Below are 13,865 nucleotides of genomic sequence, written 5' to 3' on the forward strand. Positions count from 1 at the left end.
GCTCGCGGTTCCTCGCGACGCGCACGACGTCGTCACGGAACTCGCTTGGGTAGGGCTTTGGCACAGCAACATCCTTCCAGACCCACCCCTCAGGCAAGCCATCTCAGATGTCACCTAACCGTGCAGCAGTCCCATAATGTGAGTCACACGTGCGCAAGGAGGACACATGGTCAAAGAGCGAACAATCGTGGAAACCCAGGTCGGCATCGTGGGCGCAGGCCCCGCCGGGCTGATGCTTTCCCACCTGCTGTACAAGGCAGGTATCGACAGCGTGGTTGTGGAGAAGCGTTCCCACGACGAGATTGCCAACACGCACCGCGCCGGCATTCTCGAGGCCGGCACCGTCAAGATGCTGGTGGAATCCGGCGTTGACGGGAGGGTCCTGACAGAAGGCCACGAACACGAAGGCACCACGTTGCGCTTCGAGGGTGTCAGCCACCGCATCGATTTCCAGAAGCTCGTGGGGGAGTCCGTGTGGCTCTACCCGCAGAACGAGGTGTTCGTCGATCTGGCCGCCGCTCGCAAGCGCGACGGCGGAGACGTCCGCTACGAGGTGACGGACACCCAGATCGTTGACCTCACGTCCGAGCAGCCCAAGATCCTGTGTACCTCGGCTGACGGAGAAGACCTCGAGATCCGCTGCAAGATCCTGGTCGGTGCAGACGGCTCCAAGGGTATTTCCAAGCGTCAGATCCCCGAGGACATCCGTACGGACAACTTCATTGAGTATCCGTTCGCGTGGTTCGGCATCCTGTGTGAGGCTCCGGCCTCGGCTCCCGAACTGATCTACGCGAACTCGGAGCACGGCTTCGCATTGATCTCCCAGCGCAGTGACACCGTTCAGCGCATGTATTTCCAGTGCGATCCCAACGAGAACATCGACGACTGGGACGACGAGCGCATCTGGGCGGAGCTGCAGCGCCGCATCGACGGCCCGGACGGGCTCCAGTTGCAGCGCGGCAAGATCTTCGACAAGACCGTGCTGCCCTTCCGCTCCTATGTATGCGAACCGCTGCGCTACGGGAACATGTTCCTGGTGGGGGACGCCGGGCACACGGTTCCGCCCACCGCGCCAAGGGTCTGAACCTGGCCTTCTGCGACGTGCGCGTGTTGGCCCCGGCCATCGTCGACTTCTTCGATGAGGGTGACGAGAGCGGTTTGGCGGAGTACTCGGCCAAGGCTCTGGAACGCATTTGGAAAGCGCAGAACTTCTCGTACTGGGCCACCAATCTCATGCACATCCAGCCGGGCGAGAACCCGTTCAACCAGAAGCGCCGCCGCGGCGAATTCGCATCCATTACCGGTTCGGATCGTGGCTCCGCCTACTTTGCCGAGTGCTACACCGGCTGGCCCGACAACTGAGCCACGCATCAACCACCGCAGCTATGTCCCCTAAGGAGATGAATCATGGCAGCTGAAAATCCAGAAGACGCCTTCGAGCCGCTCACGGCCAAGGCGCCGACGACGCCGCTGACAGCCAGGACCAGCTCAACAACGAGATGGCCCAGATCACCAAGCAGTACGAGGAATCCGGTCGCACGGAGACCCAGCCGCGGCTGGACTACGCGCCCTACCGCAGTTCCATCCTGCGCCACCCCACCAAGGATCCGCGTCACACGGACCCTGAGACCATCGAGCTCTACGCTCCGGCCTTCGGCGAGCGGGACGTGCACAAGCTCGAGTCGGATCTGACCATTCAGGACGGCGGCGAGCCGATCGGTGAGCGCATCCGCATCACCGGCCGCATCCTTGACGGCGATGGCCGCCCCGTGCGCAATCAGCTGGTGGAGATCTGGCAGGCCAACGCCGCGGGTCGTTACATCCACAAGCGCGATCAGCACCCCGCACCCATCGACCCGAACTTCACGGGCGTGGGTCGCTGCCTGACCGGTGACGACGGGTCCTACTCGTTCGTGACCATCAAGCCCGGACCGTACCCGTGGAAGAACCACCAGAACGCATGGCGTCCGGCGCACGTGCACTTCTCGCTCTTCGGCACGGACTTCACCCAGCGCATGATCACCCAGATGTACTTCCCGGGCGACCCGCTGTTCGCGCTGGATCCCATTTACCAGTCGATCGTTGACCCCAAGGCCCGTGAGCGCCTCGTGGCCGACTACGACCACAACGTGTCCGAGCACGAGTGGCTGCTGGGCTACAAGTGGGACATCGTGTTGAGCGGTTCCAACCGGACCTGGACGGAGGATGACAGCAATGTCTGAGAACACCCAACGCCTGGTACCCACCCCGGGCCAGACCATCGGCCCGTTCTACGGGTACGCACTGCCGTACGAGAACGGCGAGAACCTGGTGGATCGCTCGCACCCCGGTTCCGTGCGACTGCACGGCACCGTGTACGACGGCCACGGCGTTCCCGTGCCGGACTCCATGCTGGAAATCTGGCAGGCGGACGAGAACGGCAACGTCTCCCAGGAGACCGGTTCGTTGATTCGTGACGGCTACACCTTCACCGGATTCGGCCGTGTGGCTGTGGACAACGAGGGCCACTACACCTTCACGACCGTCAACCCGGGCCCGACCGAGGCAGGCAAGGCACCGTTCATCTGCCTGACCGTGTTCGCCCGCGGCCTGCTCAACCGGTTGTTCACGCGCATTTACCTGCCCGAGGACACCGAGGCGCTCGCCAACGACCCGCTGCTCTCGGGGCTGTCCGAGGACGAGCGCGCCACCCTGGTGGCACCCGCGAAGCGGACGGCTCGTTGCGCTTCGACGTGCACCTGCAGGGTGACGGCGAGACCGTGTTCCTGGCCTACCCGGGGCTTGAATGATCAACACAGGTCTTCTCACACCGGGAAGCCACCGGGCGGCTGAGCTGCTCGACGACCGTGCCGTGGCCCGCGCCGTCCTCCTCACGGAGGCGGCGTGGGTCGCGGCCCAGTCACGTCTGGGGCTCGTTCCGGAAGACATCGCTCACACCTGTCGTGAGGCGGTCGACCGCGTCACTCTCGACGAGGTGTCGCTGAACCGACTGGCAGTAGCCTCCGAGGGCGGCGGCAATCCGGTGATTCCGTTGCTCGCCGATTACCGCGCCGCGGTCAAGGAACTGCACGGTTCACCGGTGGCCGCGGTGCACAAGTCCCTCACGAGCCAGGACGTCATGGACACCGCGCTCGCCTGGTGCTCAAGGCCGCGCAGGACAGTCTGGTGCCGGATCTGCAGCGCACCGGTGACGCGCTCGCCGGCCTGGTCGAAGCACACGCGGAGACCGTCATGGTCGGCCGTACCCTCACCCAGCACGCCCTGCCCATTTCGTTCGGTCTCAAGGCTGCCTCGTGGCTTGCCGGTGTCGACGACGCCGCTCGCGACGTTTTCGAGCGCGCCCACCTTCCCGTGTCCTACGGGGGAGCCTCCGGAACCCTGGCCGCGGGCATGGCCCTGTGTGATCAGGGTGCAGGCGCGGATGAAACCGCAGAACGACTTTTCACTCTCATCGGGTACTGGGCCGAGGAACTCGGACTGGCCGTCCCGGAGCAGGTCTGGCACACCGACCGAGTGCCCGTCCTCAGGGTGGCGGAGCGCTCGCGGAAACGACTGCCGCATTGGGACGCATGGCCAATGACGTGCTGTTGATGTCCCGGCCCGAAGTGGGGGAGCTGCGCGAGCCCACAGCCCCGGGTCGAGGGGTCTCCTCCGCCATGCCGCAGAAGCAGAATCCCGTGTTGAGCGTGTTACTCAAACGCACCGCCTTGGCCGCGCCTCACCTCCTGGGGCAGGTCAATTCCGGTGCCGCGGCGGCCGTGGACGAACGCCCGGACGGTGGCTGGCACGCCGAATGGCCCGCACTCCGCGAGCTGGCGGTCCTGACCACCGCGGCGGCGTCGCACGCTGCGGAACTCACCGAGGGCCTGACCGTCAATGCGGAGCGGATGGCTCACAACCTGCGCGATGCGGGCACCGGTGTGATGGCCGAACGGCTGAGCGCCGCGCTGGCCCCCGTGCTCTCCGAATCCGACGGCTCCACTGCCAAGCAGCGGGTGCAGGCGGCCGTGCGCGAGCACTCCGTCGATACTGACGCGCTCGCAAACCACTTGACCGATTTGGTCATGGCCGAGGACGCGCCGGCCTTGCCGGAGGGTGTGAACCCGCAGGACCGTGACGGCGTGAGCGCCTGGCTGCGGCAGCTGCTGGACCCGCGCGGCTACCTGGGTGCCACGCAGCAACTGTGTGCCCGCGCCGTGAAAAACCACCGAGGAAGGTTGATTGCATGAGCGTTCCCGAGCTTGGACTCGTGGAGTTCTCCCACCCCGAACAGCTTCCCGATGACGCCCCACTGGCGGTCCTGGGGCCAGGAATCGGCACGTCCGTGAGCAACCTGTACGGCCGTGTTGCCTCCCAGCTGGGCCAAGAGATGCGCGTGGTCGGCTGGGATCTCCCCGGTCACGGCGTGAGCGGGCCGGCACAGGAGTTCACTGTTGCGGAGCTTGCGCAGGGTGTTCTGGATGCGGTCGCCGGACACGTCTCTGCCGGGCCCTTCCACTACGTGGGCACGTCCATCGGCGGCGCAGTGGGGCAACAGTTGCTCGCCGAGCACTCCGACCGCCTGGCCTCGCTGACGCTCATTGCCACGACCGACTACTTCCCGGATCCCGCAGGCTGGCACGAACGCGCGGATCTCGTGGCTCAGGCCGGAACGCCGACCCAGGTGATCAACTCCGCCAAGTTGTGGTTCGCCCCTGACTTCTTGGCCAAAAACGCTGAGGCCGGTACGGCCTTGCTGCACGATCTCCAGAACGCGGACCGACTCAGCTACGCGGCCGCGTGCCGATCACTGGCAACCTTCGACCTGCGAGACACCAAACCCGAGACCAAGGTGCCCGTTCAGGCGCTGTCCGGACCGAGCGACGTCGTCACCGGTCCCGAGACCGTGCAGGAACTGGCCGACAAATTGGGCGCCCGCCACGAAACCGTGGCGAACACCTCTCACCTGCTGGCGGTCGAGGCCCCGCAGGTTACCGCAGAACACATTTCCCGATTCATCTCGGCCCACCGCTGAGCAGAAAGGACATCATGACGGACCGTTCAGAACGCACCCAGTCCCAGGCCCATAGCGAGGGCATGGCCGTGCGCCGCGAGGTGCTCTCCGACGCTCACGTGGATCGTGCGGAGGCCGGCAAGACCGAGTTCACCGAGGAGTTCCAGGACTTCATCACCCGCTATGCGTGGGGCGAGATCTGGACCCGCCCGGGCCTGGATCGACGCATGCGCAGCGCGTGCGTGCTGACTGCGTTGATCGCAGCGGGGCACTGGGAAGAGTTCGAAATGCATGTGCGCTCGGCCATCGGTAACGGCCTGACCCCGGATGAGATCAAGGAGATCCTGCTCCAGTCGGCCATCTACCTTTCAGTGCCTTCGGCGAACAACGCGTTCAAGCACGCCCAGAAGGTGCTCTCGGACATGGGAGTGCTGGGGGAGTAGCCCACGGAAACAGCGAGAAAGCGGCAACAGTCCGTCAACTGTGTTCGCTATGCGTACAAGTGTTCACATGGCGTGCACTTTCGGTTACTCTGAAATCACGCAACGCGGCGTCGTCGGTCGATGGAGACGGTGTCGCCCCGGGAGACCGGGTGAGCCCTAACCGTGAGGATTCACATGAACCACGCTTACGTGTACGACGCAGTCCGCACCCCGTTCGGCAAGGTGGGTGGCGCTCTGTCCAGCCACCGCCCCGATGATCTGGCCGCCCTCGTGGTCAAGACCATGGTGGAGCGCGCTCCCCAGCTGGATGCTTCGAAGATCGACGAGGTCTACTTCGGTAACGCCAACGGCGCCGGTGAAGAGAACCGCAACGTGGCCCGCATGGCCACCCTGCTCGCGGGTTTGCCGACCTCCGTCCCTGGCTCCACGATCAACCGCCTGTGCGGTTCCTCCCTGGACGCCGCGATGATGGCTTCGCGTCAGATCGAGGTGGGCGAGGGGGACCTGCTGCTCGTGGGTGGCGTGGAATCCATGTCCCGCGCTCCGTGGGTGCTGCCCAAGACCGAGCGTGCTTTCCCGATGCAGGATCTGAAGCTCGCCAACACCACCCTGGCTGGCGCCTGGTCAACCCGGAAATGCCGGATGCCTGGACCGTGTCCCTCGGGGAGGCCACCGAGCAGCTGCGCGAGAAGCACAACATCTCCCGCGAGGACCAGGACGAGTTCGCCGCTCGCTCGCACCAGCTCGCCGCCAAGGCCTGGGACGAAGGCAAGTACGACAACCTCACCGTGAGCGTGAAGCCCAACACCAAGCGCGGCGTCGAACTGACTCGCGACGAGACGGTGCGCGCGGACTCCACCGCCGAGACCCTGTCCGGCCTGCGCACCGTGTTCCGCACGGGCGAGGACGCCACGGTCACCGCCGGTAACGCGTCCCCCATGAACGACGGCGCTTCGGCTGTGTGGCTCGGCAGCGAAAAGGGTTCGGACCTGCTGGGCAGCGCGCCCATTGCCCGCATCGCCGGTCGCGGTGCCGCTGCCAACGAACCGCAGTACTTCGGTGAGGCGCCCGTGGAGGCTGCCAACCTCGCGCTCAAGCGCGCGGGCATTTCCTGGGACGACGTCGCCGCGGTCGAACTCAACGAAGCTTTCGCCGCGCAGTCGCTCGCGTGCCTGCGCCAGTGGGGCGTGGACCAGAGCATCGTGAACACGTGGGGCGGCGCGATCGCGATCGGTCACCCGCTCGGCGCATCCGGTACCCGCGTGCTCGGCACCTTGGCACGTCGCCTCGAAGAGACCGGCGAACGCTGGGGCGTGGCCAGCCTGTGCATCGGTGTGGGCCAGGGCCTCGCCGTGGTGCTCGAGAACGAAAACGCCAAGGGCTAAGCGCTCAACCCCAGACCAAACGAAGAAAGGCATACAGCTCATGCTGAATATTGCAGACAGCGTGGCCGCGGCCGTGGAGCCCATCCACGACGGCGCCTGCGTAATGATCGGTGGCTTCGGTGTTGCCGGACAGCCCGTGGAGCTCATTGACGCGCTCATCGAGAACGGCGCCAAGGACCTCACCGTGGTCAACAACAACGCCGGCAACGGCGATGTGGGACTGGCCAAGCTCATCCAGCTCGGTCGCGTGAAGAAGATCATTTGCTCCTTCCCGCGCCAGGCGGACTCCTGGCACTTCGACGAGAAGTACCACGCCGGTGAGATCGAGCTCGAGGTCGTGCCGCAGGGCAACCTGGCCGAGCGCATTCGCGCCGCCGGTGCCGGCATCGGCGCTTTCTACACCCCCACCGGCTACGGCACCCCGTTGGCCGAGGGCAAGGAAGTTCGTGAACTGGACGGCAAGCACCAGGTGCTCGAGTACCCCATCCACGCGGACTTCTCCCTGACCAAGGCACACACCGCGGACACCGCGGGCAACCTGGTCTACCGCAAGACCGCCCGTAACTTCGGCCCCATCATGGCCGCGGCCGCCAAGCACTCCATCGTGCAGGTGAGCGAGATCGTGGAGCGCGGGCAGATCGACCCCGAGGTCGTGGTGACCCCCGGTATCTACGTGGACACCGTGGTCAAGCTCGAAGCTCCCAAGCAGGTAGACCCGCGAGAGGAAGGTGCGGCATGAGTGTCCCGCAGAACAGTGATCACGCCCTGAGCCCCGAAGAGCTCGCAGAGGTCGTAGCCCGCGACATCCCCGCCGGCGCCTACGTCAACCTGGGCATCGGCCAGCCCACGCTGGTCTCCAACTACTTGTCCCCCGAGGACGACGTCACCCTGCACACCGAGAACGGCATGCTGGGCATGGGTGCCGAGGCCAAGGGCGATGAGGTCGACGCGGATCTCATCAACGCGGGCAAGATCCCCGTGGTCGAGACCGAGGGTTGCTCCTACTTCCACCACGCTGACTCCTTCGCGATGATGCGCGGCGGCCACCTGGACTGCTGTGTCCTGGGTGCCTTCCAGGTGGATCAGAACGGCAACCTGGCCAACTGGCACACCGGTAAGCCCGGTGCTATCCCCGCAGTGGCGGTGCCATGGACTTGGCTACCGGCGCCAAGCAGACCTTTGTGATGATGACGCTGCAGACCAAGAAGGGTCAGTCCAAGCTGGTTGCGGAATGCGATATGCCGCTGACCGGTGTGGGGTGCGTGTCTCGCATTTACACGGACAAGGCTGTGTTCCTCATCGAGGAGGACGGCGTGCGCGTGCGCGAGACCTTCGGCATCGGTTTCGACGAACTCACCGAGTTGGTCGACATCGAGCTGAAGCCCGCCAACTGACGCTGGCGCGGGGGCGGAACTTTCGAGGTTCCGCCCCCGCCTTGCTTTAATCGAAACCTGAATAGACCCGTGTGATTTGGAGCCCCCCGTGAGTGCCGACGCAGACTCCGCCGACAAGAGCCAGTACGTTCAGTCGCTCGCGCGCGGGCTGTCCGTGATTTCCGCTTTCGACGCCGCTCAGCCCGTCATGACGCTCTCGGACGTTGCGCGCCACACGGGTTTGACGCGAGCCACCGCCCGCCGGTTCCTCCTGACGCTGGAGTCCCTGGGATACGTTCGGTCGGACGGGCGGATGTTCGAACTCACACCCAAAGTGCTGCAGCTGGGTTACTCGTATCTCTCGGCGCTGTCGCTGCCCCAGATCGCGAGTCCGCACCTGAAGAACCTCTCGGACTCGCTTCAGGAGTCCACCTCCCTGTCCGTGCTCGACGGACAGGACATCGTGTACGTGGCCCGCGTGGCCACCCACCGCATCATGACCGTGGCCATTGCCGTGGGAACCCGGTTCCCCGCCTATGCCACTTCTATGGGGCGGGTGCTTCTCGCCGGGCTCAATGCCAAGGAACTGGGGGAGTACCTGGCCACGGCGGAACTCTCACCGCTGACCAGACGCACCACCACCGAGCGCGAAGCCCTGCTGCAGCAGCTGCAGCTCGTCCGCGAACGCGGTTATTCCGTGGTGGACCAGGAACTCGAAGTGGGGCTGCGCTCGGCCGCTGTTCCGGTCAAGGACCTCACAGGTCGCACCGTTGCGGCAATCAACGTGTCCATGCGCGTGGGCATGCCCGGCGTGGACACCGATCACCCGGAAGCCCAGGTCATTCCGGAACTGCTCGCGTGTGCGGCCGCCATCTCTCAAGACCTCGCGGCGTCGGGGAACTGACCACCGACGGTGATTTCCTGAGAACTCCTCGATCGCGGCCTACCACCCGGTTCGCGAGCATGCAACGTAGCTGCTACACTGGCTAGGAATTGCTCGGTCACGAGCGTGTGCATTTTCGATTCAATGGCAAATTGGACCCTGTCCTTTGGTACGCAGTTTGTACCTAGATGCCATTTTTTGTCATGCCCGCCTCCGTGACTTACCAATCCGCAGTCAGCAGGCCGTTCACCCGGTGAACGCAAGGTCTGCCCAAACAGGAGGCACTGTGCCAACTATTCAGCAGCTGGTCCGTAAGGGCCGGACGTCCAAGGTCGTCAAGACCAAAGCCCCCGCGCTCAAGGGCAACCCCATGAAGCGCGGCGTGTGCACCCGCGTGTTCACCACCACCCCCAAGAAGCCGAACTCGGCTCTTCGTAAGGTGGCTCGTGTCAAGCTCAACGGCGGCGTGGAAGTTACCGCGTACATCCCCGGTGAGGGACACAACCTGCAGGAACACTCCATCGTGCTGGTGCGCGGTGGTCGTGTGAAGGACCTGCCGGGTGTTCGCTACAAGATCGTGCGCGGCGCACTCGACACCCAGGGTGTCAAGGGCCGCCAGCAGGCTCGTTCCCGCTACGGCGCCAAGAAGGAGAAGAAGTAATGCCTCGTAAAGGTCCCGCTCCCAAGCGCCCCCTCGTCGTAGATCCCGTCTACGGCTCTCCCGTTGTCACCCAGCTGATCAACAAGGTTCTGCAGGACGGTAAGAAGTCCACCGCAGAGCGCATCGTTTACGGTGCCCTTGAAGGCGTGCGCAACAAGACCAACTCCGATCCCGTCGCAACCCTGAAGAAGGCCCTTGACAACGTCAAGCCGGCCCTCGAGGTCCGCTCCCGCCGTGTCGGTGGCGCCACCTACCAGGTTCCGGTCGAGGTCAAGGCAGGCCGCGCCACCGCGCTGTCGCTGCGTTGGCTCGTTGGCTACGCCAAGGTCCGCCGCGAAAACACCATGACTGAGCGTCTCCAGAACGAGATCCTCGACGCCTCCAACGGCCTGGGTGCCGCTGTGAAGCGCCGCGAGGATACTCACAAGATGGCTGAGTCCAACAAGGCCTTCGCCCACTATCGCTGGTAAAATCCGATAGTCGTGTCGGCCCCGCCAACAGCGGGGCCGACCATGGGCCCGGCACCAACCTTTACGAAGGGAACCATCGTGGCACTTGACGTGCTTACCGACCTGAACAAGGTCCGCAATATCGGCATCATGGCTCACATCGATGCTGGTAAGACCACGACCACCGAACGAATCCTGTTCTACACGGGCATCAACCACAAGCTCGGCGAGACGCACGACGGTGCATCCACGATGGACTGGATGGCGCAGGAGCAGGAACGCGGCATCACCATTACCTCCGCCGCGACCTCGTGCTACTGGCACGACAACCAGATCAACATCATCGACACCCCGGGTCACGTGGACTTCACGGTCGAGGTCGAGCGCTCCCTGCGTGTGCTCGACGGCGCCGTGGCAGTCTTCGACGGCAAGGAAGGCGTTGAGCCGCAGTCCGAGACCGTGTGGCGTCAGGCTGACAAGTACGAAGTTCCGCGTATCTGCTTCGTCAACAAGATGGACAAGCTCGGTGCAGACTTCTACTTCACCGTGGACACCATCAAGTCCCGTCTGGGTGCAACCCCGCTCGTTCTGCAGCTGCCCATCGGCGCCGAGAACGACTTCGTGGGCGTTGTCGACCTGCTCACCATGAAGGCATTCGTGTGGGAAGCGACTCCAAGGGTGACGTCTCCCTGGGTGCCAAGTACGAGATCCGCGAGATCCCCGAGGATCTGAAGGACCGTGCCGAGGAATACCGCAACCAGCTGGTCGAGTCCGTGGCTGAAGCCGACGACGAGCTCATGGAGAAGTACCTCAACGGTGAAGAGCTGACCCAGGACGAGATCAAGCACGGCATTCGCCAGCTGACGATCAACTCCAAGGCTTACCCGGTGCTGTGTGGTTCTGCGTTCAAGAACCGCGGCGTGCAGCCCATGCTCGACGCCGTGGTGGATTACCTCCCCACCCCGCTGGACGTCCTCTCCGTGCAGGGCCACTCCGTGAAGGACGAGGAAGAGGTCATGACCCGTCCGGCAGACGCGAACGCTCCGTTCGCCGCTCTGGCGTTCAAGGTCGCGGCTCACCCGTTCTACGGTCAGCTGACCTACATCCGCGTGTACTCCGGTAAGGCCAAGGCGGGCGAGCAGGTGCTCAACTCCACCAAGGGCAAGAAGGAGCGCATCGGCAAGCTGTTCCAGATGCACTCCAACAAGGAGAACCCGGTGGAGGAGATCTCCGCCGGTCACATCTACGCGGCTATCGGACTGAAGGACACCACCACCGGTGACACCCTGTGCGACGCCTCGGACCCCATTGTTCTGGAGTCCATGAGCTTCCCCGAGCCCGTGATCTTCGTGGCCATCGAGCCCAAGACCAAGGGTGACCAGGAGAAGCTCTCGACCGCTATTCAGAAGCTCTCCGCTGAGGACCCCACCTTTACGGTGTCCCTCAACGACGAGACCGGCCAGACCGAGATCGGCGGCATGGGCGAGCTCCACCTGGACATCCTGGTGGACCGCATGAAGCGCGAGTTCAAGGTGGAAGCCAACGTGGGCAAGCCGCAGGTGGCTTACCGCGAAACCATCAAGAAGGCCGTGGACAAGGTCGACTACACGCACAAGAAGCAGACCGGTGGTTCCGGTCAGTTCGCTAAGGTGCAGGTTGCTTTCGAGCCGCTCCCGCTGGACGCCGAGGAACTCTACGAGTTCGACAACAAGGTGACCGGTGGCCGCATCCCTCGCGAGTACATCCCCTCCGTGGATGCCGGTATCCAGGACGCCATGCAGTTGGGCGTTCTCGCCGGTTACCCCATGGTCGGTGTGAAGGCCACCCTGCTCGACGGTGCATACCACGATGTCGACTCGTCCGAAATGGCGTTCAAGATCGCCGGTTCCATGGTGTTCAAGGAAGGCGTTCGTCGCGCCAACCTGTGCTCCTCGAGCCGCTGATGTCCGTGGAGGTTCGCACCCCCGAGGAGTACATGGGCGACGTGATCGGCGACCTGAACTCCCGTCGTGGTCAGATCCAGTCCATGGAGGACGTCACCGGCGTCAAGCTGGTGAAGGCCCTCGTGCCGCTGTCCGAAATGTTCGGCTACATCGGTGACCTGCGTTCCAAGACTCAAGGTCGCGCCGTGTACTCGATGCAGTTCGACAGCTATTCGGAGGTCCCCAAGGCTGTCGCCGACGAGATCATCCAGAAGAATCGCGGCGAGTAAGCCCACCGGGGACTAGTCCCCGAATTTCGATAAACCACTCAAGCCAAAGTAGACTTTCATAGGTTTCGACTGCAGCAGTGCTGTGCGCTGTGATAGCAGACTCCGGACATTCGGAGTCGTCGAGTAAGTCTCACCTCAATGTTCTAGGAGGAACACATCATGGCTAAGGCCAAGTTCGAGCGCAACAAGCCGCACCTCAACATCGGCACCATCGGCCACGTTGACCACGGCAAGACCACGCTCACCGCTGCTATCTCCAAGGTGCTTGCTGACAAGTACCCGGATCTCAACGAGCAGCGCGACTTCGGTGCCATCGACTCCGCTCCGGAGGAGAAGCAGCGCGGCATTACCATCAACATCTCTCACATCGAGTACCAGACCGAGAAGCGTCACTACGCACACGTCGACGCCCCCGGTCACGCGGACTACGTGAAGAACATGATCACCGGTGCTGCTCAGATGGACGGCGCAATCCTCGTGGTTGCCGCTACCGACGGCCCCATGGCACAGACCCGCGAGCACGTTCTGCTCGCCCGCCAGGTGGGCGTTCCCTACCTGCTGGTCGCACTGAACAAGTCCGACATGGTCGACGACGAGGAACTGCTGGACCTCGTTGAAATGGAAGTTCGTGAACTGCTGTCCGACCAGGGCTTCGACGGCGACAACGCACCCGTGGTGCGCGTGTCCGCTCTGAAGGCTCTCGAGGGCGACGCTCAGTGGGTCAAGTCCGTTGAGGACCTCATGGAGGCCGTGGACGAGAACATCCCCGAGCCGGAGCGCGACACCGACAAGCCGTTCCTGATGCCCGTTGAGGACGTCTTCACCATCACCGGTCGTGGCACCGTGGTGACCGGCCGTGCCGAGCGTGGCACCCTGCCGATCAACTCCGAGGTCGAGATCGTCGGCATCCGCCCGATCCAGAAGACCACCGTGACCGGTATCGAGATGTTCCACAAGCAGATGGACGAAGCCCTCGCAGGCGAGAACTGTGGTCTGCTGCTGCGTGGCCTCAAGCGCGACGATGTCGAGCGTGGCCAGGTTGTCTGCAAGCCGGGTTCCATCACCCCGCACACGGACTTCGAGGCAAACGTCTACATCCTGTCCAAGGAAGAAGGCGGACGTCACAACCCGTTCTACTCGAACTACCGTCCGCAGTTCTACTTCCGCACCACCGACGTCACCGGCGTCATCACGCTGCCCGAGGGCACCGAGATGGTCATGCCCGGCGACAACACCGAAATGACCGTTGAGCTGATCCAGCCCATCGCCATGGAGGACGGCCTCGGCTTCGCTATCCGTGAGGGTGGCCGCACCGTTGGTTCCGGTAAGGTGACCAAGATCATCAAGTAATCTCTGATTATTGAAGTGATCGTCGGCTAGTCCGACAACACTCCGTAAGGCCCCGTCAGTCTCGTGCTGGCGGGGCCTTACGCGTCCCGGAATCCAGGGCGACGACGCCGCTCGGC

Annotated in this window: 10 protein-coding genes and 5 pseudogenes; all 15 read left to right on the forward strand. The window is 63.9% G+C overall.

The window, feature by feature from the left end; all coding sequences use genetic code 11:
* Positions 1-166 precede the first annotated feature (166 nt).
* The 15 genes and pseudogenes from YO9_RS0113795 to tuf all read left to right on the forward strand — a co-directional run bounded on the left by YO9_RS0113795 (position 167) and on the right by tuf (position 13,749).
* Positions 167-1,362, forward strand: a pseudogene (locus tag YO9_RS0113795) (4-hydroxybenzoate 3-monooxygenase).
* A 137-nt stretch (positions 1,363-1,499) separates the two neighbouring features.
* Positions 1,500-2,222 carry a protocatechuate 3,4-dioxygenase subunit beta gene (gene pcaH, locus YO9_RS0113800; RefSeq protein ID WP_016998022.1) on the forward strand — a complete coding sequence of 241 codons (723 nt, stop codon included), beginning with the start codon at positions 1,500-1,502 and terminating at the stop codon, positions 2,220-2,222.
* Positions 2,215-2,789 (forward strand): annotated as a pseudogene (gene pcaG, locus YO9_RS0113805) (protocatechuate 3,4-dioxygenase subunit alpha). The gene pcaH and the pseudogene pcaG overlap by 8 nt, the downstream one beginning before the upstream one ends.
* 349 nt (positions 2,790-3,138) lie before the next feature.
* On the forward strand, positions 3,139-3,591 hold the full coding sequence (locus tag YO9_RS18815; protein WP_223286602.1) for a lyase family protein: 453 nt from the start codon (positions 3,139-3,141) through the stop codon (positions 3,589-3,591).
* Positions 3,570-4,229: a lyase family protein gene (locus tag YO9_RS18820; protein ID WP_262925700.1), complete on the forward strand. Its 660-nt coding sequence runs from the start codon at positions 3,570-3,572 to the stop codon at positions 4,227-4,229. The genes YO9_RS18815 and YO9_RS18820 overlap by 22 nt, the downstream gene beginning before the upstream one ends.
* The gene (locus tag YO9_RS0113815) at positions 4,226-5,014 is read left to right on the forward strand and encodes an alpha/beta fold hydrolase (protein WP_016998025.1); all 789 of its coding nucleotides are present in this window, start codon (positions 4,226-4,228) and stop codon (positions 5,012-5,014) included. Before YO9_RS18820 ends, YO9_RS0113815 begins: the two co-directional genes overlap by 4 nt.
* 14 nt (positions 5,015-5,028) lie before the next feature.
* Positions 5,029-5,436 (forward strand): 4-carboxymuconolactone decarboxylase, encoded by a 408-nt coding sequence (pcaC, locus tag YO9_RS0113820; RefSeq protein WP_016998026.1) that lies wholly within the window; start codon positions 5,029-5,031, stop codon positions 5,434-5,436.
* Positions 5,437-5,610: 174 nt separating this feature from the next.
* Positions 5,611-6,821 (forward strand): annotated as a pseudogene (locus tag YO9_RS0113825) (thiolase family protein).
* A gap of 40 nt (positions 6,822-6,861) precedes the next feature.
* Positions 6,862-7,560, forward strand: a complete 699-nt coding sequence (locus YO9_RS0113830; protein ID WP_016998027.1) for a 3-oxoacid CoA-transferase subunit A — start codon at positions 6,862-6,864, stop codon at positions 7,558-7,560.
* Positions 7,557-8,215, forward strand: a pseudogene (locus tag YO9_RS0113835) (3-oxoacid CoA-transferase subunit B). The gene YO9_RS0113830 and the pseudogene YO9_RS0113835 overlap by 4 nt, the downstream one beginning before the upstream one ends.
* A gap of 88 nt (positions 8,216-8,303) precedes the next feature.
* Positions 8,304-9,098: an IclR family transcriptional regulator domain-containing protein gene (locus YO9_RS0113840; RefSeq protein ID WP_016998028.1), complete on the forward strand. Its 795-nt coding sequence runs from the start codon at positions 8,304-8,306 to the stop codon at positions 9,096-9,098.
* Between the two features lie 265 nt (positions 9,099-9,363).
* Complete coding sequence (rpsL, locus tag YO9_RS0113845) at positions 9,364-9,738, forward strand: 30S ribosomal protein S12 (RefSeq protein ID WP_016998029.1); 375 nt, start codon at positions 9,364-9,366, stop codon at positions 9,736-9,738.
* Positions 9,738-10,208, forward strand: coding sequence for a 30S ribosomal protein S7 (rpsG, locus tag YO9_RS0113850; protein WP_016998030.1), 471 nt, complete (start codon positions 9,738-9,740; stop codon positions 10,206-10,208). Before rpsL ends, rpsG begins: the two co-directional genes overlap by 1 nt.
* Positions 10,209-10,286: 78 nt before the next feature.
* Positions 10,287-12,399 (forward strand): annotated as a pseudogene (fusA, locus tag YO9_RS0113855) (elongation factor G).
* A 159-nt stretch (positions 12,400-12,558) separates the two neighbouring features.
* Positions 12,559-13,749 carry an elongation factor Tu gene (gene tuf / locus YO9_RS0113860; RefSeq protein WP_016998032.1) on the forward strand — a complete coding sequence of 397 codons (1,191 nt, stop codon included), beginning with the start codon at positions 12,559-12,561 and terminating at the stop codon, positions 13,747-13,749.
* Positions 13,750-13,865 lie beyond the last annotated feature (116 nt).

Source organism: Kocuria atrinae C3-8 (assembly GCF_000286355.1).
In the GTDB taxonomy this organism is placed as follows: domain Bacteria; phylum Actinomycetota; class Actinomycetes; order Actinomycetales; family Micrococcaceae; genus Kocuria; species Kocuria atrinae_A.